A 13,876-nucleotide genomic window follows, 5' to 3' on the forward strand; every position below is an offset into this window, starting at 1 on the left:
CGGCACGGGAGGTCGCATGAACGTGCGCACGGTTTCGTTGTGCCTGGCCATGGCATGCATGGCCCGGCATGCCGCCGCCGACACCCTCACACGCGCGGACGGCGGCCGCTACGTCGGACAGGTCGTGAACGGCAAGGCCGACGGTCAGGGCGTCGAAACGCGCCCCGACGGCACCATCCTCAAGGGGCGCTTCGCCCAGGACGCCTTCGTCGAAGGCACGATGCGTTCCGGCGGCTGGGTCGTGCCGTTCTCGGCCTGCCATTCGACCCCTGCTGGCGCCGCCTCCACGCCAGAGATTGCGGACCGGTGATGCGTCGGCACTTGCATATCGTAAATTCCCGATATAAACTTCGACGCAAGACGATTTCGGAAGCCTTTGCATCCGTTTCGTCAGACGCAAGAGCACCGAAATGGACATCGACGCAATTCACAAGGCCCTCGCCAACCCCCTTCGCCGCGAGATTCTCGAGTGGTTGAAGGAGCCGGAACTGCATTTCCCTGATCAGGAACTGCCGCATCTGCACGGCGTATGCGCGGGCCAGATCGATGGGCGCTGCGACATGTCGCAGTCCACCGTTTCGGCACATCTCTCTGTTCTGCAAAGGGCCGGACTCGTCACCACGAAGCGCGTTGGACAATGGGTGTTCTTCAAGCGCGACGAAGCGGTGATCCAGGCGTTCCGCGATTCCCTCGCGAAGCTCTGAGCAAGGTGTTTCCCGGCGCAGTCCAGCTTCAAACTTATTTAGGATGCCATTACATGACGACTCTCTTCGATCCGCTCAAGGTAGGCGCACTTACGCTCAAGAACCGCATCATCATGGCCCCGCTCACGCGTCAGCGTGCCGGTGTCGAGCGTGTGCCGAACGCGCTGATGGCGCAGTACTATGCGGACCGCGCATCGGCCGGCCTGATTCTCAGCGAGGCCACCTCGGTGACGCCGCAGGGCGTCGGCTATGCCGACACGCCGGGCATCTGGTCGGATGAGCAGGTGGAAGGCTGGAAGCTCGTGACGAAGGCCGTTCACGATGCCGGCGGCAAGATCATGCTGCAACTGTGGCATGTGGGCCGCATCTCGGACCCCGTGTTCCTCGACGGCGAGCTGCCCGTGGCGCCGAGCGCCATCGCGGCGGGCGGACATGTGAGTCTCGTGCGTCCGCAGCGTCCGTTCGTGACGCCGCGCGCGCTCGAGCTGGATGAAATTGCCGGCGTGGTCGCTGCATTCCGCAAGGGCGCGGAGAATGCGAAGCGCGCCGGTTTCGACGGCGTCGAAGTGCATGGCGCGAACGGCTATCTGCTCGACCAGTTCCTGCAGGACAGCACCAACAAGCGTACCGATGCCTACGGCGGCGCGATTGAAAACCGTGCGCGCCTGCTGCTCGAAGTGGTCGACGAATGTATCGATGTGTGGGGTGCGGACCGCGTGGGCGTGCATCTGGCACCGCGCGCGGATTCGCACACGATGGGCGACAGCGACCGTGCAGCCACCTTCGGTTATGTGGCGCACGAACTCGGCCGTCGCAAGATTGCGTTCATCGCGGCGCGTGAGCATGAAGCGGGCGACAGCCTCGGGCCGCAACTGAAAAAGGCCTTTGGTGGCGTGTATATCGTGAACGAAGGGTTCTCGAAGGCGAGCGCCGAAGCGATCATCGCGCGCGGCGATGCCGATGCCGTCGCCTGGGGCAAGACGTTCATCGCGAACGCGGATCTGGTGCGCCGCTTTGAGCAGGACGCCGCGCTGAACGACTGGGACACCTCGACGTTCTACGCGCCCGGTGCGAAGGGCTACACGGACTATCCGCTGCTCGAAACGGCGGAATAAACCCACGCATTGAAAAAGAGGAGAACGACGGCGCGCGCCGTCGTTCTTCAATGCTCGCGCATCGGGCGCAAGCCAGTTTCCCTCTCCCCGCCATTCGGCCCCTCTCTGCGCGCGCATCAGCGTCCGCGTCTCTCCCTCCGTAAGTTGCCTCAACCAAAGCGCCCTCCAAGCGCCCTCAAAGCGCTCATCGACGAACTTCGACCCTGACGACCGCCGGGCAATTGCCGCTCACAAAAAATTGCGGACTTGTTAGGGACAATTTCGAAAATTGGTGTATTGGTGAGCCGTCGAGATGAATCCGTGCCAGGCGCAGTCCCAGGCCATGAACGATTCACATACGCCCGGCAAGACGCAGAAAAAATTGCGTCGAATGGTGCGGGTGTTGTCGTCGGTCAAGCTGCGCTTCATTTCGAGTGGACGGTTGGAACATCCTCAATATGATTCAGGCGATTCAAATGATCGTGCTGATTTTCTGCCGTTCTTGGTCAAAAAAACGGCAAAGCAGCTTCGACTTGACAAGGAACGCTTATGTCATGGCTTACTGCAACACTGCGTAGTTATCCTGAAATCGCCGTATTTCTCTCGTTGGGCGTTGGCTACTGGGTCGGCGGAAAAAGCTTCAAGGGGTTCAGTCTCGGCGCAGTGACCGCGACCCTGCTTGCCGCCATCGCCGTAGGCCAGCTCGGCATCACCATCTCGCCCAACGTCAAGTCCGTCTTCTTCCTGATGTTCCTGTTCGCCGTCGGCTATGGCGTCGGGCCGCAGTTCGTGCGCGGCATCGCGAAGGACGGGTTGCCGCAGGCGTTGTTCGCCGTCATTCAATGCGCGTTGTGCCTGGCCGCGCCGTGGGTCGCCGCGAAGATCGCCGGTTATGACATCGGCTCGGCGGCGGGGCTGTTCGCAGGCTCGCAGACCATCTCGGCTTCCATGGGCCTCGCGACAGACGCAATCAATCGCCTTGGCCTGCCGCCCGAGCAGGCCAAGGCGATGCTCGACGCCATGCCGACTGCCTACGCCGTGACCTACATCTACGGCACGATCGGCTCGGCGCTGATCCTGGCGATGCTCGGTCCACGGCTTCTCGGGATCGATCTGGTTGCGGCGTGCAAGGAGTACGAGAAGCAACTCGGCGGCGGCACGGAACTGGGCGGCGACGGCTCGGGCTGGCATCAGTTCACGTTGCGCGCCTATCGCGTGCAGGCCCATGGCCGTGTCGCGGGTCTGACGGTCGCACAGGCGGAAGCGCTGGAGCCCGCGGGCGCCCGGCTCTTCATCGAGCGGATCCGGCGCGGCGGGCAGATCCAGGAAGCGAAGATCGACGACGTACTGCAGGCCGGCGACGTGGTCGCCGTGGTCGGGCGGCGCGATCAGCTGGTCGAGATTCTCGGCGGCGGCGTGGCGACAGAAGTCGACGACGCAGAATTGCTCGCCGTGCCGGTCGAAGGCGTCGATATCTTCGTGACGAACAAGGCGGTGGAAGGCAAGACGCTCGGCGAGCTGGCGCATCTGCCAGGCGCGCGCGGCGTGTTCATCCGCAGGATCAAACGCGGTGCGACCGAGACGCTCATTCCGGTCCTGGCGAACACGAAACTGCACCGTGGCGACACCGTGACGGTGGTGGGGCGCACGCAGGACACCACGGCGGTCGCCAAGGCGGCCGGCGTGATCGACCGCCCGAGCGATGTCGCCGACATGGCGTTTACCGGCCTGGCGATCACGCTTGGCGCGCTGATCGGTGCGGTCGTCATTCACGCGGGCGGCGTTCCGCTCACGCTGTCGACCGCGGGCGGCGCGCTGATCGCGGGGATTCTCTTCGGCTGGCTCCGCGCGATTCACCCGACCTTCGGACGGATTCCGTCTCCGACACTGTGGTTCATGAATTCGGTCGGCCTGAACGTGTTCATCGCAGTGGTGGGCATCACCGCTGGTCCGGGCTTTGTCGCGGGGCTCGAGAAGCTCGGCGTGAGCCTCTTTCTGTGGGGCATCTTCGCGTCGTCGGTGCCGCTCATTCTCGGCATGTACATCGCGAAATACGTCTTCAGGTTTCATCCGGCGATCCTGCTCGGCATCTGCGCGGGCGCGCGGACCACGACGGCCGCGCTCGGCATGATCTGCGATGCCGCGAAAAGCCAGGTGCCGGGCCTCGGCTACACGGTCACCTACGCGGTGGGCAATACGCTGCTGACCATCTGGGGGATGGTGATCGTCATGCTGCTTTCGTGAGCGTGCCGCATGTCTTTTCAAGTGTCATCGAGTTGATTTCTTTTTCTGGGGGTGTTGGATGGCCAAGTCTTCAAAGCCGGCTCGCGACGATCGTGCTGCGATGGCAGCGCTCAGCCCGTTCGAACTCAAGGACGAGCTCATCAAGGCCGCGGGCGGCAGCGCGGTCGAGCGGCCCGCGAATCTCGCGATGCTCAACGCGGGCCGCGGTAACCCGAATTTTCTTGCGACGATTCCGCGCCATGGCTTCTGGCAACTGGGCCTCTTCGCGATGCGGGAGTCGGAGCGTTCGTTTGCCTATATGCCGGAAGGCGTCGGCGGATTTCCAAAGCGGGAAGGCATCGAGGAGCGCTTCGAAATTTTTGCGCGCGAGTTTCATGGCACGCCCGGCATCAGCTTCCTGGCGGGCGCCGTGTCCTACGTTCGCGACCAGCTCGGCCTGAATGCGGCTGATTTCCTGTATGAGATGTGCGAAGGCATTCTCGCCTGCAACTATCCCGTGCCGGATCGCATGCTGGCGCTGTCGGAGCGCATCGTCGCGCAGTATCTGCGGCGCGAGATGATCGGCAAGCATCCGTTCGTCGGCGAATTCGACGTCTTCGCGGTGGAAGGCGGTACCGCGGCGATGACCTACATCTTCAACACGATGCGTGAGAATTTCCTCATCAAGCCGGGCGACACCATCGCGCTCGGCCGGCCGATCTTCACGCCGTACATCGAAATTCCGCGCCTGAACGACTACAAGCTGAACGTCATCAACTGCGATGCCGACGTGAAGAACCGCTGGCAGTACTCGAAAAGCGAGCTCGACAAGTTACGTGACAAGAAGGTGAAGGCGTTCTTTCTCGTCAATCCGAGCAACCCGCCGTCGGTGAAGATGGATGAGGCGAGCTTGCAGTACATCGCCGAAATCGTGAAGGAGCGGCCTGATCTGATTCTGCTCACCGACGATGTCTACGGCACCTTCGCCGACGACTTCGTGTCGCTCTTCGCGCTGTGCCCGAAAAACACCATCCTGGTCTATTCGTATTCGAAGTACTTTGGCGCCACCGGCTGGCGCCTCGGCACGATCGCGACGCACCGTGACAACGTGCTGGACGAGCAGATCGCTGCCTTGCCGAAAGATGCGCGGGCGATCCTGCACGAACGTTACGAATCGATCACGACCGAGCCCGACAAGCTCAAATTCATCGACCGTCTGGTGGCGGACAGCCGGACCGTCGCGCTGAATCACACGGCCGGCCTCTCCACGCCACAACAGGTGCAGATGGTGCTGTTCTCCCTGTTCTCGCTGATGGACACGCCCGATGCCTACAAGAACGCGCTGAAGCGTCTGATCCGTGGCCGCAAGGCGGCGCTGTATCGCGAGATCGGTGTGGCCCAGGAAGCGGAGGACGAGAACCAGGTCGACTACTACACGATCCTCGATCTCGAATACATGGGTGGGCGCGCGTATGGCAAGGAATTCGTCGACTGGGTGCTCAAGAGCGTGCAGCCCTCCGAAATGCTCTTCGAGCTTGCAAAGGAAGCGCGCGTCGTTCTGCTGCCGGGACGCGGCTTCGGGACGCCGCATCCTTCGGGCCGCGTGTCGCTCGCCAATCTCAACGAGAGCGACTACATGCTGATCGGCCGCGCGATTCGCAAGCTGATGGATCGATACGTCGAGCGCTTCAGGAAGGAAGGCGGCAAAACAGCGAAGTAATCGAAATTCTCAATCCTTATTTGCAGAGGATGCAAGGCAATGAATCCTGCAACGAACCCGGACGGCACGCCGCCTGAAAAAGTCACGATGTACGACGAATTCAATCTCGAAGTGCCGGAGAACGCCTTCCCGCGACACGGCATTTCGGCGCGCGCCGCGGACGCGCTGGTCTGGAGCGACGAGTGGACCGACACCAATCCCATGCTGAACATGTCGTCGTTCGTCACGACCTTTGCGGAACCCGAGGCGGTGGAGACCGCGCGGCGCAACATGTACAAGAACTACATCGACCATGACATGTATCCGCAACTCTTCGCGATGGAGAGGCGCATGGTCCGCTGGCTGCACGAGCTCTGGAACGGTCCGAAAGACGTGGAGCCCTACGGTGCGGCGACTATCGGCTCCTCCGAGGCGTGCATGCTGGCGGGACTGGCGCACAAGTGGAACTGGCGGCAGGCGCGCGAGAAGGCCGGCAAGGACGCATCGCGACCGAACATGGTGACCGGCGGCAATGTGCAGATCGTCTGGAAGAAATTCCTGCGCTACTTCGACGTCGAGCCGCGCATCGTGCCGCTCGAGCCGGGCAACTATCGGCTGACGGCGGATCAGCTGGACAAGTACGTCGACGAGAACACCATCGCGGTGGTCGCGATCGCCGGACAGACGTTCACCGGCGAGGACGACGACATCCAGGCAATCCACGACTGGCTCGACGCGTACGAACAGAAGACCGGCATCTCGATTCCGATGCATATCGACGGCGCCTCGGGCGGCTTCGTCAATCCCTTTCTCTATCCGGACTACGCGTGGGATTTCCGTCTGCCGCGCGTGCAGTCGATCAACGCGTCCGGGCACAAGTTCGGGCTCACGCCGCCAGGACTCGGCTGGGTGGTGTTCCGCGAGCGCAAGGTCTTCAATGAAGACCTGATCTTCTACGTCAACTATCTTGGCGGTGAAATGCCTACCGCGACCCTCAACTTCAGCCGCAACGCGGCGCCGATCGCGGTGCAGTACTACCAGTTTCTGCGTCTTGGCTTCGATGGCTACAAGCGCATCATGACGCACACGCTCGCCAATGCGGTCAGGCTGCGCGACGAACTGGTCAAGAGCGGCTACTTCACCATCATGAACGAGACGCAGCGCATTCCTGTCGTCGCCGTCACGCTCGATCCCAAGGTGAAGAAATTCAATGAGTTCGACGTGTCGAACAAGGTGCGCGAGAAAGGCTGGGTGCTGTCGGCGTATTCGATGCCGCCCAACGCCGAGGAAGTGAGGAGCCTGCGCGTGGTGGTGCGTCCACACATCAACCACACTGTCGCAATGTCGCTGGCGCGCGACATCGTCTCCGCCTGCGCGTACCTCGACGAGCACGGCGGCACGGCCACCGCTCCGGCACTGCACGCTCACGCCGATCCTCACAAGGTCGCCGTGGCGAAATGCTGAGCCGCGTGAGCGTGTGAGCGTGTGAAAAAAACGGGCCGCCCAAGGGCGGCCCGTTTCGTTCAGCAGACGTCCTTCGACAGGACGCCTGGCATCGCAGCGATGCTTAGAACTTGTGGCGGATGCCGACGCGGAACGCGAGCTGGTCGTCTTCGCCCAGACCCGACGTACCGAAGTAGCTGGTCGCCGAACCGATCTGCGCCTGCACGTCGTTCGTGCCGTTGCGGCCCGAAGCCTTCTGGTAGATGCCGAGCACGTAGACATCGGTACGCTTCGACAGCGCGTAGTCGACCGACGCGTCGAACTGGTGCCAGTGGCCCTTGGCGTTGTCCGTCAGGTTCATGTACGAGTAGCCGAGGCCAGCCGTCAGCGCCGACGTGAAGGCGTACTTGCCGCCGATGTCGAACGCGTTGAACTTCGAGCTCGCGCCGGTAACCGGTTCGAAGCGCGTGTTGGTCCACAGGCCGAAGATCGTCGCTGCGCCCAGCGCGTAGTTCGCGCCGACGCCGAACGTGCGCAGGTCCTTGATGTTGGCTTGCGTGATGTTCGCGATGTTGGTCGAGAATGTCGGCGTGGACGAGCCCGGGTAGTGGATGTCAGTGTAAGCCGCGCCGATGCCAAGCGGGCCCGCCTTGTAGTTCAGGCCGAAGCTGTAGGCGCGCGACGAACCGGCCGTCGTGCCGACCGTCGGCGAGCCGGCGAAGGCGCCAGCCGCGTTCGAGAAGCCGTACATGGCGCCGAACGTCACGCCGTAGAAGCTGGCGCTGCTGAACTTGACCGAGTTGTTGATGCGGCTCGAGGTCAGCTGGTCGACGTCGTTGATGTGGTAAGCGTAGTTGCCCGCGACGGTCTGGCCGCCGATCGAGTACGCGCCGCCGAGATAGTCGGTCGAGAATGAATATTGACGACCGAAGGTCAGCGCGCCGACGTCGTTCTTCGAAATACCGACGAATGCCTGACGGCCGAATTCAGCCCCGCCCTGGCCCAGTGCGCCGGTGCCGCTGTTGAAGCCGTTTTCCAGCGTGAAGATCGCCTTCAGGCCGCCACCGAGGTCTTCGGAGCCCTTCAGGCCCCAACGGCTGCCTTGCGCCACGCCGTCGTCGTACTTGACGAGCGAGTCGCTGCCGCCGGTGCGTGCTGCGTTGGTCGCGTAGCTGATACCGGCGTCGATGATGCCGTACAGCGTGACGCTGCTTTGGGCTTGCGCGGAGGTGGCGGCGAGGGCGGCAAATGCGGCGAGCGCGGCGGTCGCCAAGAGATTCTTCTTCAAAACAAGCTCCGTGAGTTGGTTCGCGGTGGTGGTGACGATGTCGGTCAAATCCGCGTTCTACGACGTGTTCATTGCGACGGGCGCAACTGTAGCGAGCGCTGAAGAAGAAAATGTGACAGTGCTTTCAGCCGGCTTTCGGTGTATCTCAGGGGCAACACCACTGGCGGAATCGTTGCGCTTGTGTGTTCAGTGGGCGCGATGCGATGCTCACGCTTCACTCTCTAAGCGAGCGACACCATGGACGAAACGGGAATCCTTGCACTGGAAGCGCGCCTGAAGCAGGCGATGATGAAGTCGGACGTGGATGCGCTCGACGCGCTGCTCGCCGACGACCTGAGCTTCGTCGACGCCACCGGCAAGGTGTGGACGAAGGCCGACGACCTGAACGGGCATCGCTATGGGATGCAGCGGATCGAGAAGCTGGAGACGGAGGACGTGCGGGTGCGCGTGTATGGCACGTTCGCGGTGACGGTGACGCGCGTGGCGATCACCGGCACGTTCGGCGGCGCCCCGTTCGCGGGCAGCCTGCGCTACACGCGAACCTGGGGCGAGATCAACGGGAACTGGCGCGTGGTGGCCGCGCAATGCGGCCTTGCGCCTTACTAGAGAAAGCGGCTCAGGCGGACAGCAGCGACCCGGTCCGATACGCCTTCGCGCCCGCGATGCGCGCCACTTCGAGACCGGCCGTCGCGAAGCGCACGATGTGGCGTGCGTACATGACGCCCGAGGTCGTGCACTTGAGCGTGGTCACGGTGTCGGTCAGCGGATCGATGATATCGGCGACCGGCGCGCCCGCCTCGATGTACTCGCCCACCGGCGCGCGGAACACCAGGATGCCCGACATCGGCGCGACGATCGGCTCCGCGCCCGCAAGCGGCGTGGCCGGATAAGCGAGCGGCGGCAGCTCGGGCACTGGGGCGTCGATCACGCCGCGCCGGATCAGGTAATTGACGATGGCCTGCGCGTCCTTGTCAGCGAGTTCGTAGGACACGTCGTGCTGGCTGCGCAGCTCCACCGTCACCGACACGCCGCCGTTCGGAATCGGGAAGCGCTCGCCGTAGCGCTGGCGCAGATCGGACCAGCAGAAGCTGTGGATCTCATCGAACGGATTGCCCACCGAATTCAGCGCAAGCAGCGACGCGCGGGCGTCGAGATAGCGCGCGAGCGGCTCCACTTCTTCCCAGATGTCCGGATTGGTGTAGAGATGCAGCGCGGCGTCGAGGTCGCAGTGCAGGTCGAGCACGACATCGGCGTCGAAGGACAGCTTCTGCAACGCCAGACGTTGCGATTCGAGTTCGGTGTGCGGCGTCTGCTCGTCGAGCGCTTCCTGCATGGCGGCGCGCACGGCCAGCTTGTTGGCCTCCGCGTCCGGGCCGAGACGCGCCTCGATGCGCGGCGCGATCAACGCGGCGAGATCGTGGAAATTGCGGTTGAAGTTGTGGCCGCTGTTGGTTTCGAAACGGCCCATCAGCGTGCCATGCAGATGCTGGGACAGGCCAATCGGATTCGGCACCGGCACGATCACCACTTCGCCGCGCAGCTTGCCGGCGGCTTCGAATTCGGCCAGCTGGCGGCGCAGACGCCATGCGACCAGCATGCCGGGCAGCTCGTCCGCGTGCAGCGAGGACTGGATGTAGATCTTCTGGCCGCCGCCGGGACCATAGTGGAAGCTGGTGATGGTGCGGGTGGTGCCGAGGGACGGCGAGATCAGGGAGTGGGTTCGGGTTTGCATAGGGGTCGCGCGCACGCGAATGCGTGCTTCTTGCCTCGGATAGTTGCGGGGCGCCGCGGTGTCTCCTTCCGCTGGCGTCTTACCGGACGTTCGATCTTAGCCGAAATCACTGCGGCGGGCGCCCGGCCGGCGGCGTCCGCAAGGGATGACGCAAACGAAACGGGCTCCGTGCCTTGCGGCGCGGAGCCCGTTTTAGGGAAGGCGAGGCGGCTTAGCTGCCGTACACGTCGAAGTCGAAGTACTTCTTCTCGATCTTCTTGTAGGTGCCGTCCTTGATGATGTCGGCGATGGCCTTGTCGATCTTGGTCTTCAGGTCGGTGTCTTCCTTGCGCAGGCCGATGCCGGCGCCGTTGCCGAGCGTCTTCGGATCGTCGAGGTCCTTGCCCGCGAAGTCGAAGCCCGCGCCGCGCGGCGTCTTCAGGAAGCCGATTTCGGCCTGCACGGCGTCCTGCAGCGCGGCGTCGAGGCGGCCCGACGTCAGGTCGGCGTAGACCTGATCCTGGTTCTGGTACGGCGTGACCGTCACGCCCTTCGGCGCCCAGTAGGTCTTCGCGTAGGTTTCCTGGATCGTGCCTTGTTCCACGCCGACGTTCTTGCCCTTCAGGCTTTCGGCCGTCGGCAGGATGTTGCTGCCTTTCTTCGCGACCAGGCGCGTGGGCGTGTTGAACAGCTTGCTCGAGAAGGCGATCTGCTCGGCGCGTTGCGGGGTCATCGACATCGACGAGAGCACGCCGTCGAACTTCTTCGCCTTGAGGGCGGGGATCATGCCGTCGAAGTCATTCTCGACCCACACGCATTTCGCCTTGAGGCGCGAGCAGATCTCGTTGCCGAGATCGATATCGAAACCGACCAGCTTGCCGTCGGAACCCTTGGATTCGAACGGGGGATAGCTGGCGTCGACACCGAAGCGGATCGTCGAATAGTCCTTCGCCTGCGCGGCGGTGACGGCGGTGAGCGACGTGGCGGCGAGAAGGGACATCGTCAGTGCCGCGAGCAGTTTCTTCACTGTTGTAACTCCAGAAGGTGGTCGGTTCTACCCGGAAGGTCTCGTTTCCAGGCGACCGGCGCATGGTTGGGGCGCCGGATCAGGTGCATTCCGCGGATCGTGTCCGCTCAGAATCGGCAGAAGGTTACCAAGCCAAAAATGTTGGGGAGCTAGTGAAAGCCCCGATAGCGGGTCTTTGAAGCCTTGCGGTGTGAGGAAGGTGCTTCATGCGGCCTTCAACTCGATGTGCGGATGCAACCCGACGCGCACGGCCAGTGCCAGCAGCATGTCGAGGCTGAACTTGTCCCACTTGCTTCGGTTTAGGTCGGAAACACGCGGCTGGGTGATGCCGAGCGCCTGAGCAGCCTGTGCCTGGGTCCAGCCGCGGGCTTCGATCACCTGACGCAACGAAGCCATCAGGTCGGCGCGGAGACTGAGCAGGAGAGCCTCTTCCTCGGGAAAGCCGAGGTCGGCGAAGACGTTTCCGCTCGAATCTACAATGGGTTCGTTCATGATTCAGCCTCCAATCAGCCGATAGCGGCGAGCCGCCAGTTCAATATCTTCCTGTCGCGTTTTTGGGTCTTCTTTTGGAACGCGTGAAGCACATAGACTGCGTCGCTGAACTTCGCGACGTAAAGTACTCGCCACTCTCCCTCGACATGAATGCGGATTTCATACGCCCCCGCGCCGACTGTTGGCATGGGTTTGAAGTCATCCGGCATCAGCCACGCTGCACGGCGTCCAGCTGGAATCCGGTGTGGCGGCGCGCTTCCAGGGGAATTTTTCGCAGATCCTCCAATGTTGTACCGACGAAGCGTAAGGTTCTCATCGCTACAATATACAAGTATATGTATATTTTTGAGGCTTAGGCGATGTGAAATTTGGTCGTCGGCTTGTGTTGTCCGAGTTGCTTCGAATTGGCGTGACTTGGGAAGGATTTCGCGGCTCTGCGTGCACTTGCTGCATGTTTGCGTTCCGTGTGCCAAACTCCGCAGGACGTACCCGGGCCGAGACCAATCTTCGAATATGTCCGACACGCTCAACCCAGTCGAAGCAGATCATGCGATGCGCCACTGGACCTACCGGTCCACTGGGAAAATCCCGATCGGTTCGGACCTGCACAAGCGCATGTTCTGCGAGATGCTCCTGACGACGCACAACCCGTACAAGCCCGCCGTCATCGACTGGCCGCCGCTCGAACCCGCCGCGCTGAAGCGCGTGACCTCGCTGCCCATCTGGGATATCGCGGTGCAGACGGAAGGGCGCGCATCGATCCGCGTCGCCACCTACGCGGCCACGGTTGCCGACGCGCATCTGCGCGAGGCGCTGCGCATGAACGGCGGCGAGGAGGCGCGTCACAAGCTGGTGTTGTCGAAGCTGGTGGAGGCGTATGGCATCGAACTCGCGCCGGAACCGCCATATCCCGCCCCCGCCGATCCTTTACGCGCCTGGATGCTGACCGGCTACAGCGAATGCATCGACAGTTTCTTCGCGTTCGGGCTGTTCGAGGCGGCGCGGCAATCGGGCTACTTTCCCGAAGCGCTGGTCGAAACCTTCGAGCCGGTGATCCAGGAAGAAGCGCGTCATATCTTGTTCTTCGCCAACTGGGTGGCGTGGTACCGGCGCAGCCTGCCGTGGTATCGCAAGCCGTGGTTCCTGGCGAAGACCGCGAGCGTGTGGGTCTCGCTGATCCGCGACCGCATTTCCCTCGCGCGCGGCTTCGATACGAGCGGCGCCGCGCAGGACGCGAATTTCCCGGCGAATGTCGGCGATTCGGTGGCGGGCGATGTTTCGGTGCGCGCGCTGATCGAAACGTGTCTGAAAGAGAACGACCGCCGCATGGGCGGTTACGACGCGCGGCTCCTGCGCCCCGTCACCGTGCCGAAGCTCGCGCGCCTCGCGCTGCGCTTCATCCGCAAATAAGGCCTCATTCTTCCTGTTTCCGCTTCGCTGACGCATCGAAGCGCCGCGAGGCTTCCTCGACCTCCTGCCGGAAGCGCACCAGCGCGGCCACCTGCGTGTCCGGCGGCTGCAGCGCCGCCCACAGGACGTCCACGAGTTCGTTCGCCGTCGTCTCGATCTGAGCCTGACTCAAGCGCCGCTTCGCGAGCGTCGCATCCCACAGAACGTGCTCCATCGGGCCGAACACGAGCGAGCGCAACAGCCGCAGCGGCACGTCGCTGCGCACGTGGCCGAGCGCCTGGCCGTGCGCGAGCACGTCCATCAGCGGCGCGGTGTAGCGGCGCTGCAATTCCGTGAGCGCGTCCGACAGATCGTGCTGCTTGGTGCGGCCCTCCGACAGCACCAGCGAGCAGAGCCCGGTGCCGTTCATCAGCATGAGCCGCATGTGCGTCCTGACGATGAACGCAAACTGCTGATGCACCGTGCCGTCGCGCGGCAGGCCGGTTTCGAAGGCATCGATGATCTCGTCGTACCAGTCGGCGATCACGCGCGCGCACAAATCCCGCTTGCCGCTGAAATAGCTGAAGACCGTGGCTTCGGAGATGCCCGCGCGCTGCGCGATCTCCGCGCTGGTTGCGGCGTCGTAACCCTTCTCGGCGAAGACTTCGCGGCCGGCCTGGAGAATCTCCTTCACGCGCTGCTGCGACTTGATGCCGGCGGGCGCGCGGCGGCCGGAAGCGGTGGTATGCGTCGACATGATCGGAATGCAGCCCTGGGAACGTCTCGAATAAATGTGAGCGTAGCTC

General features: G+C 63.1%; 15 protein-coding genes. 9 read left to right on the forward strand and 6 right to left on the reverse strand.

Annotation, left to right across the window (positions count from 1 at the left end; translation table 11 throughout):
* Window positions 1-16: 16 nt before the first annotated feature.
* The 7 genes from QCE62_RS28695 (at window position 17) to QCE62_RS28725 (ending at window position 7,184) form a co-directional block, all read left to right on the forward strand.
* Window positions 17-310, forward strand: a complete 294-nt coding sequence (locus QCE62_RS28695) for a hypothetical protein (RefSeq protein ID WP_309925797.1) — start codon at window positions 17-19, stop codon at window positions 308-310.
* 100 nt (window positions 311-410) lie between these two features.
* The gene (locus QCE62_RS28700) at window positions 411-704 is read left to right on the forward strand and encodes a metalloregulator ArsR/SmtB family transcription factor (protein ID WP_309925798.1); all 294 of its coding nucleotides are present in this window, start codon (window positions 411-413) and stop codon (window positions 702-704) included.
* Between the two features lie 53 nt (window positions 705-757).
* Window positions 758-1,819, forward strand: a complete 1,062-nt coding sequence (locus QCE62_RS28705; protein ID WP_309925799.1) for an alkene reductase — start codon at window positions 758-760, stop codon at window positions 1,817-1,819.
* Window positions 1,820-2,141: 322 nt separating this feature from the next.
* Window positions 2,142-2,465: a hypothetical protein gene (locus QCE62_RS28710; RefSeq protein WP_309927572.1), complete on the forward strand. Its 324-nt coding sequence runs from the start codon at window positions 2,142-2,144 to the stop codon at window positions 2,463-2,465.
* Entirely contained in the window at window positions 2,348-4,042 is a 1,695-nt protein-coding gene (gene aspT / locus QCE62_RS28715) for an aspartate-alanine antiporter (protein WP_309925801.1), read from the forward strand. Before QCE62_RS28710 ends, aspT begins: the two co-directional genes overlap by 118 nt.
* A gap of 58 nt (window positions 4,043-4,100) precedes the next feature.
* Window positions 4,101-5,741 carry a bifunctional aspartate transaminase/aspartate 4-decarboxylase gene (locus tag QCE62_RS28720; RefSeq protein WP_309925802.1) on the forward strand — a complete coding sequence of 547 codons (1,641 nt, stop codon included), beginning with the start codon at window positions 4,101-4,103 and terminating at the stop codon, window positions 5,739-5,741.
* A 39-nt stretch (window positions 5,742-5,780) separates the two neighbouring features.
* Window positions 5,781-7,184, forward strand: a complete 1,404-nt coding sequence (locus QCE62_RS28725; RefSeq protein ID WP_309925803.1) for a glutamate decarboxylase — start codon at window positions 5,781-5,783, stop codon at window positions 7,182-7,184.
* A 103-nt stretch (window positions 7,185-7,287) separates the two neighbouring features.
* Here the strand turns inward: QCE62_RS28725 and QCE62_RS28730 are convergent, their stop codons facing one another.
* On the reverse strand, window positions 7,288-8,451 hold the full coding sequence (locus tag QCE62_RS28730; RefSeq protein ID WP_309925804.1) for a porin: 1,164 nt from the start codon (window positions 8,449-8,451) through the stop codon (window positions 7,288-7,290).
* A gap of 237 nt (window positions 8,452-8,688) precedes the next feature.
* Here QCE62_RS28730 and QCE62_RS28735 point away from each other — a divergent pair, with 237 nt between their 5' ends.
* Complete coding sequence (locus QCE62_RS28735; protein ID WP_309925806.1) at window positions 8,689-9,057, forward strand: nuclear transport factor 2 family protein; 369 nt, start codon at window positions 8,689-8,691, stop codon at window positions 9,055-9,057.
* A 10-nt stretch (window positions 9,058-9,067) separates the two neighbouring features.
* Here the strand turns inward: QCE62_RS28735 and QCE62_RS28740 are convergent, their stop codons facing one another.
* From QCE62_RS28740 to QCE62_RS28755, 4 genes are all read right to left on the reverse strand, one after another.
* Window positions 9,068-10,183, reverse strand: coding sequence for a M14 family metallopeptidase (locus QCE62_RS28740; RefSeq protein ID WP_309837624.1), 1,116 nt, complete (start codon window positions 10,181-10,183; stop codon window positions 9,068-9,070).
* Between the two features lie 211 nt (window positions 10,184-10,394).
* Window positions 10,395-11,189: an ABC transporter substrate-binding protein gene (locus tag QCE62_RS28745; RefSeq protein ID WP_309925808.1), complete on the reverse strand. Its 795-nt coding sequence runs from the start codon at window positions 11,187-11,189 to the stop codon at window positions 10,395-10,397.
* A 204-nt stretch (window positions 11,190-11,393) separates the two neighbouring features.
* Window positions 11,394-11,681: a helix-turn-helix transcriptional regulator gene (locus QCE62_RS28750; RefSeq protein ID WP_309819528.1), complete on the reverse strand. Its 288-nt coding sequence runs from the start codon at window positions 11,679-11,681 to the stop codon at window positions 11,394-11,396.
* A gap of 14 nt (window positions 11,682-11,695) precedes the next feature.
* Complete coding sequence (locus tag QCE62_RS28755) at window positions 11,696-11,890, reverse strand: type II toxin-antitoxin system RelE/ParE family toxin (RefSeq protein WP_309925812.1); 195 nt, start codon at window positions 11,888-11,890, stop codon at window positions 11,696-11,698.
* A 304-nt stretch (window positions 11,891-12,194) separates the two neighbouring features.
* Here QCE62_RS28755 and QCE62_RS28760 point away from each other — a divergent pair, with 304 nt between their 5' ends.
* Window positions 12,195-13,091 carry a ferritin-like domain-containing protein gene (locus tag QCE62_RS28760; protein ID WP_309925814.1) on the forward strand — a complete coding sequence of 299 codons (897 nt, stop codon included), beginning with the start codon at window positions 12,195-12,197 and terminating at the stop codon, window positions 13,089-13,091.
* Window positions 13,092-13,095: 4 nt separating this feature from the next.
* On the opposite strand, the gene QCE62_RS28765 is transcribed toward QCE62_RS28760, so the two are convergent.
* A complete protein-coding gene (locus QCE62_RS28765; protein ID WP_309925815.1) occupies window positions 13,096-13,827 on the reverse strand; it encodes a TetR/AcrR family transcriptional regulator in 732 nt (243 codons plus the stop codon).
* Between the last annotated feature and the right edge of the window lie 49 nt (window positions 13,828-13,876).

It is taken from the genome of Caballeronia sp. LZ033, assembly GCF_031451265.1.
Classification (GTDB): Bacteria; Pseudomonadota; Gammaproteobacteria; order Burkholderiales; family Burkholderiaceae; genus Caballeronia.

Bases quoted from the DNA above. Each gene is read 5' to 3' on its own strand.
- QCE62_RS28695 (WP_309925797.1), top strand. From the start codon at position 17: ATGAACGTGCGCACGGTTTCGTTGTGCCTGGCCATGGCATGCATGGCC.
- QCE62_RS28700 (WP_309925798.1), top strand. From the start codon at position 411: ATGGACATCGACGCAATTCACAAGGCCCTCGCCAACCCCCTTCGCCGC.
- QCE62_RS28705 (WP_309925799.1), top strand. From the start codon at position 758: ATGACGACTCTCTTCGATCCGCTCAAGGTAGGCGCACTTACGCTCAAG.
- QCE62_RS28710 (WP_309927572.1), top strand. From the start codon at position 2,142: ATGAACGATTCACATACGCCCGGCAAGACGCAGAAAAAATTGCGTCGA.
- aspT (WP_309925801.1), top strand. From the start codon at position 2,348: ATGTCATGGCTTACTGCAACACTGCGTAGTTATCCTGAAATCGCCGTA.
- QCE62_RS28720 (WP_309925802.1), top strand. From the start codon at position 4,101: ATGGCCAAGTCTTCAAAGCCGGCTCGCGACGATCGTGCTGCGATGGCA.
- QCE62_RS28725 (WP_309925803.1), top strand. From the start codon at position 5,781: ATGAATCCTGCAACGAACCCGGACGGCACGCCGCCTGAAAAAGTCACG.
- QCE62_RS28735 (WP_309925806.1), top strand. From the start codon at position 8,689: ATGGACGAAACGGGAATCCTTGCACTGGAAGCGCGCCTGAAGCAGGCG.
- QCE62_RS28740 (WP_309837624.1), bottom strand. From the start codon at position 10,183: ATGCAAACCCGAACCCACTCCCTGATCTCGCCGTCCCTCGGCACCACC.
- QCE62_RS28750 (WP_309819528.1), bottom strand. From the start codon at position 11,681: ATGAACGAACCCATTGTAGATTCGAGCGGAAACGTCTTCGCCGACCTC.
- QCE62_RS28755 (WP_309925812.1), bottom strand. From the start codon at position 11,890: ATGCCGGATGACTTCAAACCCATGCCAACAGTCGGCGCGGGGGCGTAT.
- QCE62_RS28760 (WP_309925814.1), top strand. From the start codon at position 12,195: ATGTCCGACACGCTCAACCCAGTCGAAGCAGATCATGCGATGCGCCAC.
- QCE62_RS28765 (WP_309925815.1), bottom strand. From the start codon at position 13,827: ATGTCGACGCATACCACCGCTTCCGGCCGCCGCGCGCCCGCCGGCATC.